General features: G+C 65.5%; 19 protein-coding genes and 1 rRNA gene. 13 read left to right on the plus strand and 7 right to left on the minus strand.

The window, feature by feature from the left end; genetic code table 11:
* Positions 1-168 precede the first annotated feature (168 nt).
* The 8 genes from TNMX_RS07705 to TNMX_RS07740 all read left to right on the plus strand — a co-directional run bounded on the left by TNMX_RS07705 (position 169) and on the right by TNMX_RS07740 (position 8,532).
* Positions 169-804, plus strand: coding sequence for a cytochrome c3 family protein (locus TNMX_RS07705; protein ID WP_015716265.1), 636 nt, complete (start codon positions 169-171; stop codon positions 802-804).
* An 8-nt stretch (positions 805-812) separates the two neighbouring features.
* On the plus strand, positions 813-3,452 hold the full coding sequence (locus TNMX_RS07710; protein WP_015716266.1) for a 4Fe-4S dicluster domain-containing protein: 2,640 nt from the start codon (positions 813-815) through the stop codon (positions 3,450-3,452).
* Positions 3,442-4,794, plus strand: a complete 1,353-nt coding sequence (gene nrfD, locus TNMX_RS07715) for an NrfD/PsrC family molybdoenzyme membrane anchor subunit (RefSeq protein WP_038031034.1) — start codon at positions 3,442-3,444, stop codon at positions 4,792-4,794. The genes TNMX_RS07710 and nrfD overlap by 11 nt, the downstream gene beginning before the upstream one ends.
* 9 nt (positions 4,795-4,803) lie before the next feature.
* On the plus strand, positions 4,804-5,322 hold the full coding sequence (locus TNMX_RS07720; protein ID WP_038031035.1) for a DUF3341 domain-containing protein: 519 nt from the start codon (positions 4,804-4,806) through the stop codon (positions 5,320-5,322).
* The gene (locus TNMX_RS07725; RefSeq protein WP_038031037.1) at positions 5,315-5,830 is read left to right on the plus strand and encodes a cytochrome c; all 516 of its coding nucleotides are present in this window, start codon (positions 5,315-5,317) and stop codon (positions 5,828-5,830) included. The genes TNMX_RS07720 and TNMX_RS07725 overlap by 8 nt, the downstream gene beginning before the upstream one ends.
* Complete coding sequence (locus TNMX_RS07730; protein ID WP_038031039.1) at positions 5,814-6,818, plus strand: hypothetical protein; 1,005 nt, start codon at positions 5,814-5,816, stop codon at positions 6,816-6,818. The genes TNMX_RS07725 and TNMX_RS07730 overlap by 17 nt, the downstream gene beginning before the upstream one ends.
* Before the next feature lie 122 nt (positions 6,819-6,940).
* The gene (locus TNMX_RS07735) at positions 6,941-8,077 is read left to right on the plus strand and encodes an NAD(P)/FAD-dependent oxidoreductase (protein WP_038031041.1); all 1,137 of its coding nucleotides are present in this window, start codon (positions 6,941-6,943) and stop codon (positions 8,075-8,077) included.
* A gap of 8 nt (positions 8,078-8,085) precedes the next feature.
* A complete protein-coding gene (locus TNMX_RS07740) occupies positions 8,086-8,532 on the plus strand; it encodes a DUF1641 domain-containing protein (protein ID WP_038031043.1) in 447 nt (148 codons plus the stop codon).
* Between the two features lie 51 nt (positions 8,533-8,583).
* Here TNMX_RS07740 and TNMX_RS07745 read toward each other — a convergent pair whose 3' ends face one another.
* From TNMX_RS07745 to lysJ, 5 genes are read right to left on the minus strand one after another with little or no spacing between them, the layout of a single operon-like run.
* Positions 8,584-10,200: a diguanylate cyclase gene (locus TNMX_RS07745; protein ID WP_084221147.1), complete on the minus strand. Its 1,617-nt coding sequence runs from the start codon at positions 10,198-10,200 to the stop codon at positions 8,584-8,586.
* Positions 10,201-10,203: 3 nt separating this feature from the next.
* On the minus strand, positions 10,204-11,292 hold the full coding sequence (locus TNMX_RS07750; RefSeq protein ID WP_015716274.1) for a [LysW]-lysine hydrolase: 1,089 nt from the start codon (positions 11,290-11,292) through the stop codon (positions 10,204-10,206).
* A complete protein-coding gene (locus tag TNMX_RS07755) occupies positions 11,264-11,503 on the minus strand; it encodes a type II toxin-antitoxin system HicA family toxin (RefSeq protein ID WP_015716275.1) in 240 nt (79 codons plus the stop codon). Before TNMX_RS07755 ends, TNMX_RS07750 begins: the two co-directional genes overlap by 29 nt.
* Entirely contained in the window at positions 11,500-11,706 is a 207-nt protein-coding gene (locus TNMX_RS07760) for a type II toxin-antitoxin system HicB family antitoxin (RefSeq protein WP_015716276.1), read from the minus strand. The genes TNMX_RS07755 and TNMX_RS07760 overlap by 4 nt, the downstream gene beginning before the upstream one ends.
* A gap of 4 nt (positions 11,707-11,710) precedes the next feature.
* On the minus strand, positions 11,711-12,904 hold the full coding sequence (gene lysJ, locus TNMX_RS07765) for a [LysW]-aminoadipate semialdehyde transaminase LysJ (protein WP_015716277.1): 1,194 nt from the start codon (positions 12,902-12,904) through the stop codon (positions 11,711-11,713).
* Positions 12,905-13,042: 138 nt separating this feature from the next.
* Between lysJ and folK the strand changes: the two genes are divergently transcribed.
* From folK to plsX, 4 genes are read left to right on the plus strand one after another with little or no spacing between them, the layout of a single operon-like run.
* Positions 13,043-13,522 (plus strand): 2-amino-4-hydroxy-6-hydroxymethyldihydropteridine diphosphokinase, encoded by a 480-nt coding sequence (folK, locus tag TNMX_RS07770; RefSeq protein ID WP_015716278.1) that lies wholly within the window; start codon positions 13,043-13,045, stop codon positions 13,520-13,522.
* Positions 13,523-13,564: 42 nt separating this feature from the next.
* Complete coding sequence (locus TNMX_RS07775) at positions 13,565-13,942, plus strand: RNA-binding protein S1 (protein WP_015716279.1); 378 nt, start codon at positions 13,565-13,567, stop codon at positions 13,940-13,942.
* Between the two features lie 60 nt (positions 13,943-14,002).
* The gene (gene trxA / locus TNMX_RS07780) at positions 14,003-14,335 is read left to right on the plus strand and encodes a thioredoxin (RefSeq protein WP_038031047.1); all 333 of its coding nucleotides are present in this window, start codon (positions 14,003-14,005) and stop codon (positions 14,333-14,335) included.
* Between the two features lie 2 nt (positions 14,336-14,337).
* Positions 14,338-15,318 (plus strand): phosphate acyltransferase PlsX, encoded by a 981-nt coding sequence (gene plsX, locus TNMX_RS07785; RefSeq protein WP_156919439.1) that lies wholly within the window; start codon positions 14,338-14,340, stop codon positions 15,316-15,318.
* Here plsX and TNMX_RS07790 read toward each other — a convergent pair.
* Positions 15,307-15,726 carry an archease gene (locus TNMX_RS07790; RefSeq protein WP_038031052.1) on the minus strand — a complete coding sequence of 140 codons (420 nt, stop codon included), beginning with the start codon at positions 15,724-15,726 and terminating at the stop codon, positions 15,307-15,309. The two genes, plsX and TNMX_RS07790, sit on opposite strands and share 12 nt — an antisense overlap.
* Positions 15,717-16,418 (minus strand): PIG-L deacetylase family protein, encoded by a 702-nt coding sequence (locus TNMX_RS07795; RefSeq protein WP_038031054.1) that lies wholly within the window; start codon positions 16,416-16,418, stop codon positions 15,717-15,719. The genes TNMX_RS07790 and TNMX_RS07795 overlap by 10 nt, the downstream gene beginning before the upstream one ends.
* Positions 16,419-16,543: 125 nt before the next feature.
* On the opposite strand from TNMX_RS07795, the gene TNMX_RS07800 reads away from it, so the two are divergent.
* Positions 16,544-16,631 (plus strand): 16S ribosomal RNA (locus TNMX_RS07800); the annotation flags it as partial.

Consider the following 16,631-nt stretch of genomic DNA (forward strand, 5'->3'; position numbering starts at 1 on the left):
GGGGGTTTGGGACATTTGTCCCTTCCCCTTTCCGCTAGTGTACCCATGAGAAGACCTTGCTAAAGGGTAGGCACGGGTAGGGCCCATTCGCTTATGAAAAAACCCACGCCCCTTGATTGACCCCTTGCCCCTTTGCCCGTAGCCTTGGCCCTTAAGACCGGAGGTGGCATGCGGCGGCGCAACCGATGGGTGAAAACCTTCTTCTGGGGAACGGTTCTAGGGGTGTTTGCGCTACTGGTGGTGGTGTTTTCCGGGGTGGCGGTGGGGGCCTTTGAGTACCGCACCCTGCCCGTGGAGCAACCCGTGCCCTTCAGCCATGCCTTCCACGCCGGAGGGCTGGGGCTTTCCTGCCGCTACTGTCATTCCAGCGTGGAGCGGGCGGCCTACGCGGGCCTGCCCCCCACGGAGGCCTGCATGACCTGCCATACCTTTATCAAGCCCGATAGCCCCAACCTGGCCCTGGTGCGGCGAAGCTGGGAAACCGGGGAGCCCCTGCGCTGGAACCGGGTCATCAACCTGCCCGACTTCGTCTACTTCAACCACGGGGCCCACGTGGCCAAGGGGGTGGGGTGCGCCGAGTGCCACGGACGGGTGGACCAGATGGCGGTGGTCCGCCAGCCCCAGGCCTTCACCATGAAGTTCTGCCTGGACTGCCACCGCCAGCCCGAGGCCCGCCTCAGGCCCCGGGAGCAGGTTTTCAACATGGCCTACACCCCGGATCCCGAGCTGGGTAAGAAGCTGAAGGAGATCTACCAGGTGCGTTCGGCGGAGGCCCTTACCAGCTGCAACACCTGTCACCGCTAGGAGGCTTCATGAAGGAACGGCGCGGTTATGAAGAAGCTTTGGAGCGGGAGCTCTTCCGTGAGGAGTTTCCCTTTGGCTCTGTGACCCGGCGGGGGTTCTTGGCTTTGGGGCTTTTGTCCCTTGCGGCCTGTACCCCGGTGGTGCGGCGGAAGGGGGTACCCTACGTGCGCCAGCCGGAATGGGTGGTGGAGGGGGGAGAGGCGGAGTTCGTCACCGCCATCGCCCATGCCGGCTTTGCCGAGCCGGTGCGGGTAAAGGTCTACCAGGAAAGGCCCCTCTTCATGGCGCCCTTGGAGAGGGCCATGAGCCCCTACCCCCTGGCGGGCCTTTACGCCCTATACGACCCGGCCCGCCAGGGCAAGGCCCCGGACTGGGAGGGTTTTTACGCCGCCTGGCGGCGGGCTTTGGCGGAGGGGGAAACCCTTCTGGCCCTTCCCCGCACCACCTCCCCCAGGCTCGAGGGCCTGTTGGAAAAAGCCCAGGCCCGCTTCCCCAACCTCCGGGTGGCCCGGTTTGAGGCCTGGAGCCTGGAGAACATCTACCTGGGGGCGGAGGTGGCCTTCGGGCAAAGGGCCTGGCCCGTCTACGCCCCGGAGAAGGTGGAAACCGTACTCCTCCTGGACGTGGAGGCGCACGAGCACCCGGCGGGATACCTCTGGTGGGAGGCCTTGAGCCGCAGGCGCATTCCGCCCATGAACCGCATCTATGCGGTGGAAAGCGGGGCCAGCCTTCTGGGGAGCATGGCCGACCACCGCCTGGCCTTAAAGCCCAGCCAGGTGGAGGCGTTTATCCTAGCCCTGGCCCAGACCCTGGGGGTGGTGCCGGGAAGTCCAGCCTCGGACTACGGAGGGTTCCTTCCCATCCTGGCGGAGGATCTGCAACGGGGTGGGGTGGTCCTGGCCGGGCCCCAGCTCTCCCCGGGGGCTCAGGCCCTGGTCATGGCCATCAACCAGGTCCTTAAGGCCCCGGTGCGCTACGTGGAGCCCCCGGAGAAAGAGGCGGCCACGCCCAAAGCCTTCCAGCAGGCCGAGGAGGCCGAGCGCCTGGTGTGGGCGGCGGAGGGTCCCTTGCCCAGCCTTTCGGGCAAGGCCTTTTCCGCAGCGCTTTCCCTCTACCCCAACAAGGCGGCCTCCTGGAGCCTTCCCCTGGCCCATCCCCTCGAGGCCTCGGGCCAGCACCGGGATGCCGAGGGCCGGCTCTGGTCCAGCCAGGCCCTCATCCAGCCCCTGTGGGGTGGGAAAACCCTGGAGGAGGTGCTGGCGGGGCTTCTGGGGGAGGAGCTTCCCGCCCTTTCCCCCGAGGAGAAGCAGGCCCTGGTGGAGGGAAGGCCCTTGGCGGAGGCCAAGGAGGTGCCCGTGGAGGTGCGCCCCGGTCTGGAAGGCCGCCTTCCCCCTTTGCGGAAGGAGGCTCCTTGGGAGCTTACCCTGCGCCCCGACGCCAGCCTTTACGACGGGCGCTACCGGGACAACCCCTATTTGCAGGAGCTTCCGAGGCCCCTAAGCCGTCTGGTCTGGGACGGGGCCTTGCTCTTAAGCGAGGAGGATGCCGAGGCCCTGGGCCTTCTTGCGGACATCCGGGCCCGGGAGCGGCGGGCGGATCCCAAAAGGCCCCTCCTACGGGTTAAGGCTGGGGAGAAGGAGGCCCTCCTTCCCCTCTGGCCCCTTCCCGGTCCGCCTAAGGGGAGCGGGGTAGCCCCCCTTTCCCACTTCTTCCACCCCGAGGGGGTGGTCTGGCCCGTGGAGGTTTCCCCCACGGGCCGGGACTATCCCCTGGTTTCCACCCAGTACCACGGGTACCTGGGGGAGGTGGAGGCGGTGAAGGTGATGGAGGAGGCCGAGGCCCTCGAGGCCGAGCCGGAAAAGGAGAAGCGGATCTCCTTCTACCCCCCCTGGCCCCAAGGAGAACACGCCTGGGCCATGACCGTGGACCTAAGCCGCTGCCTGGGGTGCGGGCTTTGCACCCTGGCCTGCCAGGTGGAGAACAACATCCCCGTGGTGGGCAAGGAGGAGGTGGCCAAAGGGCGGGAGATGCACTGGATCCGCATCGACCGCTACTTCGCCGAGGAGGGGGTGGTGCACCAGCCCGTGATGTGCCAGCACTGCGAGAAGGCTCCCTGCGAGGCCGTCTGCCCGGTGGCGGCCACGGAGCACTCCAGCGAGGGCCTGAACCTCATGGTCTACAACCGTTGCGTGGGCACCAAGTACTGCTCCGCCAACTGCCCCTACAAGGCCCGGCGCTTCAACTTCTTCCCCTACGGGGAGGCCTTCGTGGGCAAGGGGGACCCCCGCAGGGCCCAGGAAAGCCCCCTGGCCCTCCTCATGAACCCCGAGGTGACGGTGCGGAGCCGCGGGGTGATGGAGAAGTGCACCTACTGCGTGCAGCGCATCGAAAGCACCCGGGCCAAGGCGGCCATGGAGGGGCGGAAGATCCGCACCGGGGAGATCAGGACCGCCTGCCAGGAGGTCTGCCCGGGGAAGGCCATCCACTTCGGGGACCTCCTGGACCCTGAAGACCCCATCCAGGCCCACCGGAAAGAAGGACGGCACTACGCCCTTCTGGAGGAGGCCAACACCTGGCCCCGCACCACCTACCTGGCCCACCTGAAAAACCCCAATCCCAAGCTGAAGGAGGGGAAGCATGGCGCATAAGGAACCCCATCCCGACCACGACCTGATCCAGGGGGAGTGGACGGAGAAGACCTTGGTGGAAAAGCTTCTGGAGCCGGTGGAGAAGCCAGCCCCCAAGCCCTGGAGGGTGGTCTTGGCCGTGGGGGGGGCCTTGACCCTGGCCTGGCTTTACGGCCTTTTCGTCACCTTCGTGAAGGGCCTCGGCACCTGGGGCATCAACCAGCCCGTGGCCTGGGGGTTTGACATCGTGCACTTCGTCTGGTGGATCGGCATCGGCCACGCCGGGACCCTGATCAGTGCGATCCTGGTCCTCATGCGCCAGAACTGGCGGGACTCCTTGAACCGGGTCACCGAGGCCATGACCCTGTTTGCCGTGCTGGCGGCGGCCACCTACCCTCTCATCCACATGGGCCGGCCCCAGCTCTTCTACTGGGTCATGCCCTACCCCACCCACATGGCCCTCTGGCCCCAGTACAAGAGCCCCCTTTCCTGGGACGTGCTGGCCATCATGACCTACCTCACCATCTCCACCCTCTTCCTCTACCTGGGCTTGATCCCGGATCTGGCCCTTCTCAGGGAGAGGAGCAAGGGCTGGCGGCGGAAGCTATACGGCTGGCTCTCCCTGGGCTGGACGGGCAATGCCGTCCACTGGCAGCGCTATAGGGCGGTCTATGTGCTTTTGGCGGGCCTGGCTACCCCGGTGGTGATCTCCGTGCACTCGGTGGTGAGCATGGACTTCGCCTACGGCCTGGTGCCGGGCTGGCACCTCACGGTCTTCCCCCCCTTCTTCGCCGCCGGGGCCATCTACTCGGGCTTCGCCATGGCCCTTACCCTGATCATTCCCCTCAGGAAGTGGTACCGGCTGGAGGGGGTGATCACCGACCGCCACCTGGACTGGATGGCCAAGGTGACCCTGGCCTCGGGCCTCGGCGTGGCCTACATCTACCTCCTGGAGATCTTCATCGCCTGGTATGCGGGGGAGCCTGCGGAGTGGGCCCAGCAGCTTTGGCGCATGACCGGCCCCTACGCCCCCTACTACTGGGCCATGATGCTCATCAACGTGGTCCTTCTCCAGACCCTCTGGTTCCCCCGCTTCCGCAAGAACCTCACCTGGCTTTTGATCTTCTCCATCCTGGCCAACGTGGGCATGTGGCTGGAGCGCTTCGTGATCGTCATCATCAGCCTGTCCCACGACTTCTTGCCCGGGAACTTCCACCTTTACTACCCCACCTGGGTGGACTGGACCCTCTTCCTCGGGACCATCGGCTTCTTCCTCTTCGGCCTTGCCCTTTTCATCCGCATCTTCCCTCCCATCGCCGTGGCGGAGATGGTTCACCTGTTCCACCGCCTGAGAAAGCACTAGGAGGGGCCCATGCTGTATGGACTCATGGCCTACTTTGACTCGGCGGAAAGGCTTTTAGAGGCCTTAAGGGTGCTCAAGGGAAGGGGATACCGCCACCTCGAGGCCCTCACCCCAAACCCCGTGGAGGGGATCGAGGAGGTCCTGGGGGGGGATGGGCGCATTCCCTGGATCGCCTTCGGCCTGGGGGTTTTGGGGGTGGGCCTGGGGCTTTTCCTCCAGATCTACACCACCCTGGACTATCCCCACAACGCCGGGGGCAAGCCCCTTTTGGGCTGGCCTGCCTTCATCCCCGTGACCTTTGAGCTCACCATCCTCACCATCACCGTGGGAATCTTCCTCTTCCTTCTGTACATGAACGGCCTTCCCCTGGCCGCCCACCCCGCGGTGAAGGCCAAGGAGTACGTGCGGGTCCTTCTGGACGAGTACGGGGTCTTCGTCTACGCCACGGACCCCCGGTTCGACCTGGAGAGCACCAAGGCCCTGCTTCGGGAACTGGGGGCGGAGGTGGAGGAGGTGCGGCGTGACTAGGTGGCTTCTTCTCCTGCTCCCCCTTCTTTCCGCCTGCGGATGGATGTGGGACCAGCCCAAGGTGAGGCCCTTCCGGGAAGCACCCCTCCAGGTCCAGGTGGCCCCGGAACGGGTGCGCTTCGGGGAGAACCTGAACCTGGAGGTGCGCACCGGGCTGAAGCCCGAGGGGGGGTTCGCCGACAACCCCTACGCCTTCACGGACGGGGAGCTTGTGCGGGGCAAGGTCCTCTACCGCTCCTTCTGCGCCATCTGCCACGGGCTGAACGGGGAAGGGGATGGGAGGGTGATCCCCTTGGGGATGCCCAAGCCCCGCTCCTTCCTGGACCCGGGGGTGAAGGCCATGCCCGAGGGCTACTTCTACTTTGCGGCCACCAACGGCTTTGGCCGCATGCTCTCCTACAAAAGCCGCATCCCGGAGAGGGAGCGCTGGCTCATCGCCCACTACATCAAGCGGTGCCTGCAGGAGGAGGTCTGCCCGCTGGAGGTGATCAATGCAGAGGTCTATTGAGGCAAGCCGTTCGGGTTTCCTGTTCCTGGGCCTGGTTCTTTACGCTCTAGCCTTTCTCTTTGGGGCTCCGGCCGCTTACTTTCCCTTCGCCTTCTTCCTTCTCCTTTCCTTGGGGGCGCTTCTGGTGCTTCTCCTGCACAACGCCTTAAGGAGCCGCTGGGGCGTGCCCCTGGAGCCTTACCTTTACCCCCTGGCCCGCCTCCTTCCCCTCATGGGGCTTTTGGGCCTGCCCTTCTTCCTCTTCCTGTCGGAGCTTTTCCCCTGGGCCCGGCCCGGGGCCGCGTTGGACCCGATTCTGGCTCATCGCTCGGGGTACCTGAACGCTCCCTTCATGCTTCTTCGCTACGTCCTCTTCTTCACCCTCTTTTCCTGGATCCTCTTGAAGCTGAAACCCGGGGAGCACCGGGCGGAGGTGGGGGCCTGGGGAATGCCCTTGGCCTTTGCCGCCGCCACCTTCCTCACCTATGACCTCTTCATGGCCCTCGAGGCCCACTTCTACTCCGCCTCCTTTGGGGCCATCCTCCTTCTTTCCGCAGCGGTTTTAGCCCTGGCCGTGGCCGTGGCCCTGGCGGCCCGCAAGGGGACACCCGCCCTCATGGGCCAGGCCCAGAACCACACCAACCTCCTTCTCGCCCTTTCCATCATCTGGATCTACGTGGAGGCCACCACCCTGATCATCATCTGGGGAGGGGATCTGCCCCATGAGGTGGAGTTTTACCTGAAGCGCCTGGAAGGCCCTTGGGGCACGGTGGCCGCCCTGTGGGCGGTGGGGGGGTTTTTCCTGCCCTTCCTTTACCTCCTCACCAACCTGCCCAAGCGGGAGGCCCGGTATCTCCTGCCCGTGGCCCTTTGGATTCCCCTCTTCCGCCTTCTGCACCTGGCCTGGTACGTGCTCCCCGCCCTGGGGCGGGGGGTGGGAATCGGGGAGGTGCTGGGCTTCCTGGGCCTTGGCCTCTTCTTCCTCCAGCGCCTGCGGAACCCCTCCTGAGGATGCTCTAAGCCAGGGATGCCCCCGCCCGTGAGGGCGGGGCATTTGCACCTACCTTCACAAAAGGGGTGGGCGCATCCTGGAGTTAGGGGTACACGGTAAGGGTACCCAGGAGGTGGAAGATGGCAACGAGGGTTCTGGTTCTGGGAGGCGGCTCGGGTGGCCTGGTAGCGGCCAACAAGGTGAAGAAGCTCCTGGGGAGGGAGGTGGAGGTCACCCTGGTGGACAAGAACGCCTACCACGAGTTCATGCCCGCCTATCCCTGGGTGGCCTTCGGCATGCGGGAGCCCGAGCAGGTGCGCAGGCCCCTGGCCAACCTGGAAAAGCGGGGCATCACCTACCTTCAGGCCACGGTGGAGGCCTTAGACCCCGTTAACAACCGGGTGAAGACCAGCGCCGGGGAGCTTTCCTACGACTACCTGATCGTTTCCCTGGGAGCGGAGGCATTGCCCTCTCCCGCCCAGGACAGCTACGCTCCCTGGAGCCTCGAGGGAGCCTTGAAGCTGAGGGAAGCCCTCAAGAACTTCAAGGGGGGCCGGGTGGTGGTGGGGGTTTCCTCCCCCTACTACCCCTGCCCGCCTGCGCCCTACGAGGTGGCGGGGCAGGTGGAGTTCGCCCTCAAGGTCAAGGGGATCCGGGATAAAAGCACGGTGGAGGTCTTCCACCTAAACCCCCTGCCCCTGGCGGGCATGGGCCCGGTGATCTCGGGGAAGGTCATGGAGATCCTCCGCTCCAAGGGCATCGCCTTCCACGGGGAGTTTGAACCCGTTTCCTTTGAAGGGGGCAAGGTCAGGGCCAAGGACGGGCGGGAGCTGGCCTACGACCTCCTCATCCTCACGCCTCCTTTCGCCCCCAACCGGGTGGTGCGGGAATCCCCCCTGGCGGGGCCCCAGGGCTTTCCCGAGGTGAACAAGATGACCTTCCGCTCCACCCGGTTCGCCAACGTCTTCGTCATCGGGGACACGGTGAAGCCCTCCCTCATGCTGCCCCCCGCCGGGGTGGTGGCCCACTTCCAAGGGGAGTACGTGGCCGGGGTCATCGCCTCCGACCTCAAGGGAGCCTATATCGGCGAGCCCTTTAACCCCGTGGCCATGTGCATCATGGACTTCGGGGATAACGCCCTTCTGCCCCAGTGCTCCTTTGAAAGGATTCTGGCGGGCACGGGGATGCCCTCCTGCGGCGTGATGGCCGTGGGCAAGTGGGTGCGGGTGACCAAGATGCTCTTTGAGGGCTTCTGGTTCGCCACCTTGATCGAGTAGGAGGGGCCATGGAGAAGACGCTTACAGTGGAAGAAAGGCTGGCCCGCATAGAGGAGGTCCTGGAAAAGAGCGGGCTAGGCCTCCTGGCCCAGGTGGGGGCCGGGGAGACCCTGGCGGAGAACCTGGGTCTCCTCATGGAGCCCCAGGTGCTCAGGCTTTTCTCCCACGGGGCCAATGTTCTGGACATCCTTTCCCGGATAGAGCCGGCTACCATCGGCATGATGGCCTCGGCCCTGCAACGCGGCCTGGGGGAGACCTTTACCCCCGAGGTGATGCGGGATCCACCCCGGGTGGGCTTGGCGGGGATCCTGAAACAGCTTTCCGACCCCGAGGTGCAGAAGGCCCTGGGGGTGCTTTTCCTCCTTCTCAAGGCCCTGGGCAAGGCCTTTGGACACCTGAACGAGGACATGAAGGCCCTGGAGGCCCTCATGGCCAAGATGATGCCCAAGAAGTAGCGGCTTAGAGAGTCTTCAAGACCCCGTTGCGGCAAGGGCTGCAACGGGGTGTTACGCCATGGTCACCCGGTCCCGGCCCGTTTCCTTGGCCCTGAGGAGGGCGTAGTCGGCCTTGAGAACCCAGTCCTCCAGCTGGGCCTCGCTTTCTGGAACCTCCCCCCCGGCGATGCCGGCAGAGAGGGTGAGGGGATAGGGGATGGGGTCCACCCTTTGGTGGCGGAAGCGGTAGCGGATGCGTTCCACCACCTCCTTGGCCGCAAGGCGGTCAGCCCCATAGAGGAAGAGGAGGAACTCCTCCCCCCCGTAGCGCACCGCCAGGTCCTCGCGGCGCACGCTGGCCTGGAGGATGCGGCCCAGGTGTTTTAGGACCTCGTCACCCACCGGGTGGCCGTAGGTGTCGTTCACCCGCTTGAAGCGGTCGATGTCCAGCATGACCACGCTGATGGGGGCCTGGTAGCGCCGGGCCAGGGCCAGGAGCTTGGGAAGCTCCGCCTCGAGGCCCCTGCGGTTCAAAAGCCCGGTGAGGGGATCCGTGAGGGCCAGGGTGCCCCACTCCACCTGGCGCAGGACTTGCTTGATGCGCTCCCCCAGGAGGGAGAGGAAGCCGGGGGGCACGGATTCCTCCAAAGGACTTTGCAGGTAGAGGTAGGCGGTGTCCCCGTTTAAGGGGATGGCCAGGGAATGGGGGGTGCGCTCCCCCACCAGGCCCCGCCTTCCCCTCACCTCCAGGCCCACGGCCTGGGGCAGAAGGTGGCGGGTGGCCTCGAGGGCTCCCACCAGCACAGCCTCAGGGCTCAGGGTCTGGGTTACCCGGGGGGAGAGGCGGGCGAGCTCTTCCAGAAAGCGGGTCCAGCGTAGCCTCTTCTCCTCCGTACGGCGCCACTCCAGGTGGTTGGCGTAAAGGAGTCCCAGGCCCCCCACCAGCCCTCCATAAAGAGCGATGATCCGCACTCCCCAGGGGGTGGGGTCGTTCAACAGGAGAACCGGCATCAGGAAAAGCCCTCCCAGGGCCAGGGCCTGTCCCGGGAAGGAGGCTTTTCCCGATGCTTCCTCCATCACCCCAAGGGCCAGGAGGAAGTAGCCCAAGGTCCAGAGGAGGTGGACAGGGTGGCCGGTGGGGTAGGTTCCCTCCGCCTCCAGGAAGGCGTAGGCCATGTCCGCCACCAGGAAGAGGAGAAGCCCCACTCCCCAGAGGCCCCGCCCCCCCAGAAGGCGTTCCCGGAACAGGGGCTCCAGCCTGGGCAGAAGAAGGAGAAGGAGGAGGGCATCCCACACGGTGTAGATCCGGTCTATGCCCAGTTCGGGTTTCAAAGCAGAAGCGAGGCCCAGAAGAGCCAGGGGCACCAGGAGGAGGCTTAGGCGGGGCTTCTCCCCCGGGATCTTGAGAAGAGCCCAGGTTAAGGCGGCATAGCCCACCAGGTAGGGGAACTCCAGGTACAGGCCCCGGGGTAGGCTCTTCAGATCCTCCAGGGTCCAGGCCAGGTCCCCTAGGCCCAGGAAGAGAAGCCCGAGGCCCCAGGGTTCCTGCCGTTGCCTAAGAAGGAAAACCCCCCCTCCCAGGGCCACCAGGGGGGTGAGGAAGCGCTCGCTCCAGGGGGCGGTGGGGGGGAATAGGCCAAGGAATAAAAGGAGGGCGAGAAGCCCTAACCCATAGGCGACCACGGCCACAGTTTAGCCCAAGGCTGGTTCGGGCGGGTGCGCTTTGGCCAGGGCCTCGAGGGCTTCCCTAAGCGCCTCTATCCCTTTCAGGAACTCCTCCACCTCTATGTGCTCGTGAGGGGTGTGATCCAGGGTGGAGTCCCCGGGGCCGTAGGCCACCATGGGTACCTTCCAGTGGGGGGCCAGGACGTTCATGTCGCTGGTCCCGGTCTTCAGCTTGAAGACGGGTTTTCCCCCAGCCTTGCGGATCCCTTGCCTTAGGGCCCGGGTGAGGGGGGTGTCCTTGGGACCCAGGTAGGGCACCTCCCGGCCGAAGAACTCCAGCTCTATGGTGGGGGGGGCGTAGGCGGTGAGGTGGCGGATGGCCTCCTCCGGGGGGAGTCTCGGGGGAAGGCGCAGGTCAAAGAACATCTCGGCCACCTGCTTGAGCTCTGCGGGCTGGATGCGGAAATCCCTTAGGATGTACTGCACCTGGTCAAAGGCCTTTTGCCCCACGTTCATGGCCTCCGCCCAAGCCTTGATGGCCACGAAGTAGCTGATGAGCTCCTCGGCGGCATTAGGCTCGTGGTGGGCGGAGTGGAAGTTGTCCTTTTCCCGCCTGGCCTTCACCAGAAGCCTTCCCTTGTACCCCAGGGTGATGCCTTCCCAGCCCGAGGGCTCCCCGATGATGACGTAGTGGGGCTTGAGCCTTGGGGCCACGAAGCGGGCTCCCTTGGAACTGGGGGCCTCCTCCTCCGTGGCCCCCACCAGGTGAACGGTAAGGTGTTTCCTTGCTTCCTCGGAAAGCCCGGCGGCGGCGAAGATCATGGTTACGAAGGGGCCCTTGGCGTCCACCGCTCCCCGGCCGAAGAGCTTGTTGCCCTCCAGGCGCACCGGCACCACCCCGGGCACGGTGTCGATGTGCCCCAGGAGGACCACCTGGATGGGGCCATGGCCCACCTGGCCCCGGGCGTTGTCCGCCTCGTCCACGAAGGCCTTGAGGCCTAGCCTTTCCATTCCCTCCGCCAGGTACTCCGCCACCAGGCGCTCCTGCCCTGAAGGGGAGGGGATCTCCAGGGCCCCTTTGAGGAACTCAACGGGGTCCAAGGCGCTTGCGCTCATACTCCTCCTTGCTCCATCCCACGTCCCGGAGGATCCCTAGAAGCGTTCCCGGGCGAAGGAGTTCTCCTGCGTGTACCGGCACCGTGGTGGCTCGGCCGTCTGGGTGTTTAAGGCGCACGTGGCTCCCCCTCACGCGCACCACCTGGAAGCCTTCTTCCTGTAGGAGGCGGACCAGCTCCTTCCCGGCGATGGGGGTTAGGCAGGGGCTCACGCGGCTTCGATCTCCAGATCGCCGGAAAACCCCAGCACGGAAACCTCTTCTTCCGTGTCCAAGGAAACGGCTATGGCCTCCTGCAAGCGTTCAAGCAACTCTGCGAAGCTCCTGGCCTGGGTATGGGCCCGAAGCTCCGGGACATGGGCCACCAGGTAGCCTTCCTCGTCCCGTTCCACTTCTATGTGGTAGCGTTGCCTCATCCTGTTAGGTTAGCACAGCCCGCACCGCCTCCACCACCCGCTCCAGATCCGCCTTTTCGATGACCAAAGGGGGAAGGAAGCGGATCACCGTGGGGCCCGCTTGCAGGGTCAGCACCCGGTGCTCCTTTTCCAGGCGCTCGATGTAGGGGGCAGCCTTTTCCTTGAGCTCGAGGCCCACCATGAGCCCAAGTCCCCGCACCTCGCGGATCTTGGGAGAGGGGATCTCCCTTAGCTTTTCCATGAACCAGGGCCCGAGTTCGGCGGCCCTCTCCCATAGCCGGGTGCGCTCCAGATAGCGCAGGGCGGCTACCCCGGCGGCCATGGCCAGGGGATTGCCCCCGAAGGTGGTGCCGTGGCCCCCCTTGGGCATGCTTTTCGCTATCTCCTCCCGCATCACCGCTACCCCGATGGGCACCCCGCCCCCAAGGGCCTTGGCCAGGGTGAGGATGTCGGGTACCACCCCGTAGTGCTCAAAGGCGAAGCGCCTTCCCGTGCGTCCCATGCCGGTCTGGATCTCGTCCAGGATCAGCAGGGCTCCTTTTTCCCGGGTAACCTCCCGGGCGGCCTCCAGAAACTCCCGGGTGGCGGGGCGCACCCCTCCTTCCCCCTGCACGGGCTCGAGGATCACCGCCGCGGTCTCCTCGTCCACCGCCTTCCTCAGGGCCTCCACATCGTTAAAGGGGATGAACTCCACGGGGCCCAAGAGGGGCATGAAGGGTTCCCGGTACTTGGGCTCCCAGGTGACGGAGAGGCTTCCCAGGGTGCGCCCGGAGAAGCCCCGCATGGCGGCCACCAGCTTCCGCCTCTTGGTGTGGGCCCAGGCGAACTTGATGGCGGCCTCGTTGGCCTCGGTGCCGGAGTTGGTGGGGAAGACCCGGTTGAGCTCGGGGGGAAGGAGGCTTACCAGGGTGCGGTAGAACTCCCCCCGCGTGGGGGTGGGTAGGGTCTGGGGCATGGAGAGGAGGGTTTCCGCCTGCTTCTTGATGGCCTCCACCACCTCGGGGTTGGCATGGCCCAGGTTGGCTACCCCATAGCCCCCCACGCAGTCGATGTACTCGTGGCCCTCGGCATCCCAGACCCGAGCCCCCTGCCCCCGTACCAAAAGGAGGTCGTGCTTGGTGTAGACGCCGGTGTCCAGGCTCTTTTCCGCTTCCAGAAGGGTCCGCCAGTCCACATTTACCCCGTTTACCCCAACCATCCTCACCTCCAAAAGAAAAGCCCCCGGGCGGGCCCGGGAAGCCAGGCTTCCCAGGCCCCATCAGGTTTTGCCCCGGGCGGCCATCTCCCCTTCAGGGTAGGGGGGCGGGACCACCTTGTCAACGGATAGACTGGGGAGGTGCTGGCCTATGTGGGCTTGGGTTCCAACCTGGGGGACCGGGCGGGCTACCTTTTGCAGGCCCTTTCCCTTCTTTCCCGGCTTCCTGAAACCCGGTTTTTGCGCCTTTCCCCCGTGTACGAAACCGAGCCCGTGGGCCCACCCCAGCCCCCCTACCTGAACCTGGTGGCGGAGGTGGACACGGGGCTTTCCCCACGGGCTTTCCTGGAGGGCCTCCTAGGGATAGAGCAAAGCCTTGGGCGGGAGCGGAAGGAGCGCTGGGGGCCGAGGACCATAGACCTGGACCTCCTGCTTTACGGGGATTTAGTCCTAAAAGAAGAGGGCCTCGAGGTGCCCCATCCCAGGCTCCACCAGCGGGCCTTCGTCCTGGTGCCCCTGGCCGACCTCGTCCCGGAGGGGCGCCACCCGGTGCTCGGGCGCACCTTTGCCGAGCTCCTCGCCCCCCTGGACCGAAAGGGGGTGCGCCCCTTTGTGCTATAGTGGGGGCATCGCGGATCCTAGCCGCGCAAAGGGAGAAGGAAAGTGGAGCTAGAAGCTGGAAGCGTTGTAGAGGGCCGTGTGGTGCGGGTTACGGATTTTGGCGCCTTTGTGGAGCTCCCGGGGGGCGAGCAGGGCCTGGTGCACATCTCCCAGATTGCCCACGAGTTCGTGAGGAACGTGCGGGACTTCCTCAACGAGGGGGACATCGTCCAGGTGATGGTGAAGGGCCGGGACGCCAAGGGGCGTCTGGACCTTTCCATCAAGGACCTCACCCCCGCCCCGGAAGGGGCTCCGCCCCCCAGGCCCAGGCGCCTGCCCAAGCAGTCCCCCGAGTTTGAGAACAAGCTCAAAAGCTTCCTCCGGGGCACCGGGGGCTTTGGCGGCAAGGGGGGCAAGAAGGGCGGCAAGAAAAAGCGTTAACCCCAAAGGGTTCCCCCCGGGGGTGTATGCCCCCGGGGTTTTGCTTTAAAGTGATGGGGTATGGCGAAGCCCATAGAGGTTACCGACGCCAACTTTGACCAGACCTTAGGCGGACACCCCCTGGTCCTGGTGGACTTCTGGGCGGAGTGGTGCGCTCCCTGCCGCATGATCGCTCCCATCCTGGAGGAGCTGGCCAGGGAGTACGAGGGGAAGCTCTTGGTGGCCAAGCTGGACGTGGACGAGAACCCCAAGACGGCCATGCGCTTTAGGGTCATGAGCATCCCCACGGTGATCCTCTTCAAAAACGGCCAGCCGGTGGAGGTCCTGGTGGGGGCCCAGCCCAAGCGCAACTTTGAGGCCAAAATCCAGAAGCACCTCCCTGCCAGCGCATGAGCATTAGGATCGCCCTGGACGCCATGGGGGGGGACCGGGCCCCCGGGGTTACGGTCCAGGGAGCCTTCCTGGCCGCCAAGGAAGGGGTGGAGGTCCTTTTGGTGGGGGAGGAGGCCCGCCTGCGGGCCGAGCTTGCCCGCCTGGGGACTTCCTTGCCCATCCACCATGCTCCAGACTGGATTCCCATGGAGGAGCATGCCACCGAGGTGAGGAAGCGCCGGGAAAGCTCCATCATGGTGGCCATGGACCTTCTAAAGCGGGGCGAGGTCCAGGCGGTGGTGTCCATGGGCCACACCGGGGCCACCATGGCCGCAGCCCTCTTCACCCTGGGGCGGGTCAAGGGGGTGGAAAGGCCTGCCCTCTTGGTGGAGTTCCCCAGCCAAAGGGGACGCACCTTCCTCCTGGACGGGGGAGCCAACGCCGACTGCCGCCCTTTCTTCTTGGTACAGTTCGCCGCCATGGGCCTGGCCTATGCCGAGGCCAGCGGCCTTAAGGACCCCAAGGTAGGCCTTCTTTCCATCGGCGAGGAGGAGGGGAAGGGCAACGCCCTGGTGCTGGAAACCTACCCCCTCCTGAAGGATGCCCTGGGAGAGCGGTTTTTCGGCAACGTGGAGGGGCGGGACGTCTTCTTGGGCACCGCGGAGGTGGTGGTCACCGACGGCTTTACCGGGAATGTGGTCCTGAAGCTGGCGGAGGGAGAGGCCAAGGTCCTCCTCGGCTGGATCAAGGAAGCCCTCACCTCGAGTCCCTTGGCCCGGCTGGGGGCCCTCCTGGCCCGGGGGGCTTTGCGGAAGGTGAAGGAGAAGGTGGATCCTTCCCAGTATGGGGCCATGCCCCTTTTGGGGGTGGAGGGAGCGGTCTTCATCGGCCACGGTTCCGCCGACGCTTTGGCGGTGAAAAACGCCCTTCTTCGGGCCAGGAGCCTGGTGGCGGCAGGGCTTTTGGACCGGGTGCGGGCGGGTCTTTCCGCCCTACACGTCTAGGATCACCTGGGCTTTCCATGCCCCGTTTTCCCGGCTCACCTGCAGGCCGTGGAAGGTGGCGCTTTTCACCTCCCCCTGGAAGCCAAAGCTCTCCTGGAAGGGCTCACCCCAGAGGGTGGCGGTGAGGCGGTAGCCCCCGGCTTCCTTGTTTACCCGTACCCGTGCCTTCCCGGGCACGAAGCCCTTGGTCTGGATCAGGTAGATGAGCTCGTTCAGGAAGCGGACCAGGAGGGTTTCCAGGTCCTCCGCCTCCAGGGAAAGGCGCCTGCGCCGACTTCCCCCTTCTGGGGGAAAGAGGAACATCACCTGGAGAAGCCCTTTAAGGGCGGCCTCAAAGAGGCCCTCGAGGCTTTCCGCCTCCAGGAGGAACCCCACGTCGGCGGTGTGGTCCAGGGGCTTCACCACCATGGCCCCTCCTGGGTGCCCTCCGTTCCGGGGAGGTGGAAGGTTTCCGTCCAGAGCCTTTCCGGATACCTTTCCATGAAATCCAGCAGGGACAGGGCCTGGGTCCGGTGCTGGGCCAGGGCCTTGAGCTTTCGGGCCAGGGCCCATTCGGGTAGGTGTAGGCGGTGGGTGACGGGCCAGGGGCCTTCGGGCCGCACGAAGTACACCACCCGGGCCAGGCCCTCCGCCGCCCTGGTGGCGTAGCGGCTTGTGGCCACGTGGTCGGGGTGGCCGTTGATGCCGTCTGGGGGAAAGGTGAGGACATAGCGGGGCCCTTGGGCAAGAAGCCTTTCCCGGATGGCTGCTTCCGCCTCGGGGTGGTCGAGGAGGCCTTTTCCCGAGGCCAGGCCGCGGGGTCCCTCCGCCGCCTCTTTGGGGCCCCTGGACTCCAGGTGAACCGCCTGGGGTAGGGCGTTGGGGAAGGAGAGGACCTCGAGGAAGTCCACCTCCAGGATCTCCGCCGCCCGCTCAAGCTCTTGGGTCCGCACCCTGGGCAGTGCCTCAGGGGGGCAAAGCCCCAGGGTTCTTCCCGCCTCCCCTCGGGTGAGGGTGAGGATGCCCGTCCTGAGCCCGGCCCTTTTGGCAAGGAGGAGCGCCCCACCGGCACCAAAGGTTTCGTCGTCGGGATGGGGGACCACCACCAAGAGGTCCAGCATGCCCCCATCTTGACAGAAATGCCCCTGCCTGGTACATTCAATGTTGCGCCGGTTGGACCGGCGGGGGATCTTGAAAGCGCAGGAATAGGGCAACGCACGAAACCAAACGCCTTCGGGCGTTAATTTTATTGGAGAGTTTGATCCTGGCTCAGGGTGAACGCTGGCGGCGTGCCTAAGACATGCAAGTCGAGCGGGGTAGGTTTATACCTGCCC

It is taken from the genome of Thermus sp. NMX2.A1, from assembly GCF_000511705.1.
GTDB lineage: Bacteria > Deinococcota > Deinococci > Deinococcales > Thermaceae > Thermus > Thermus scotoductus.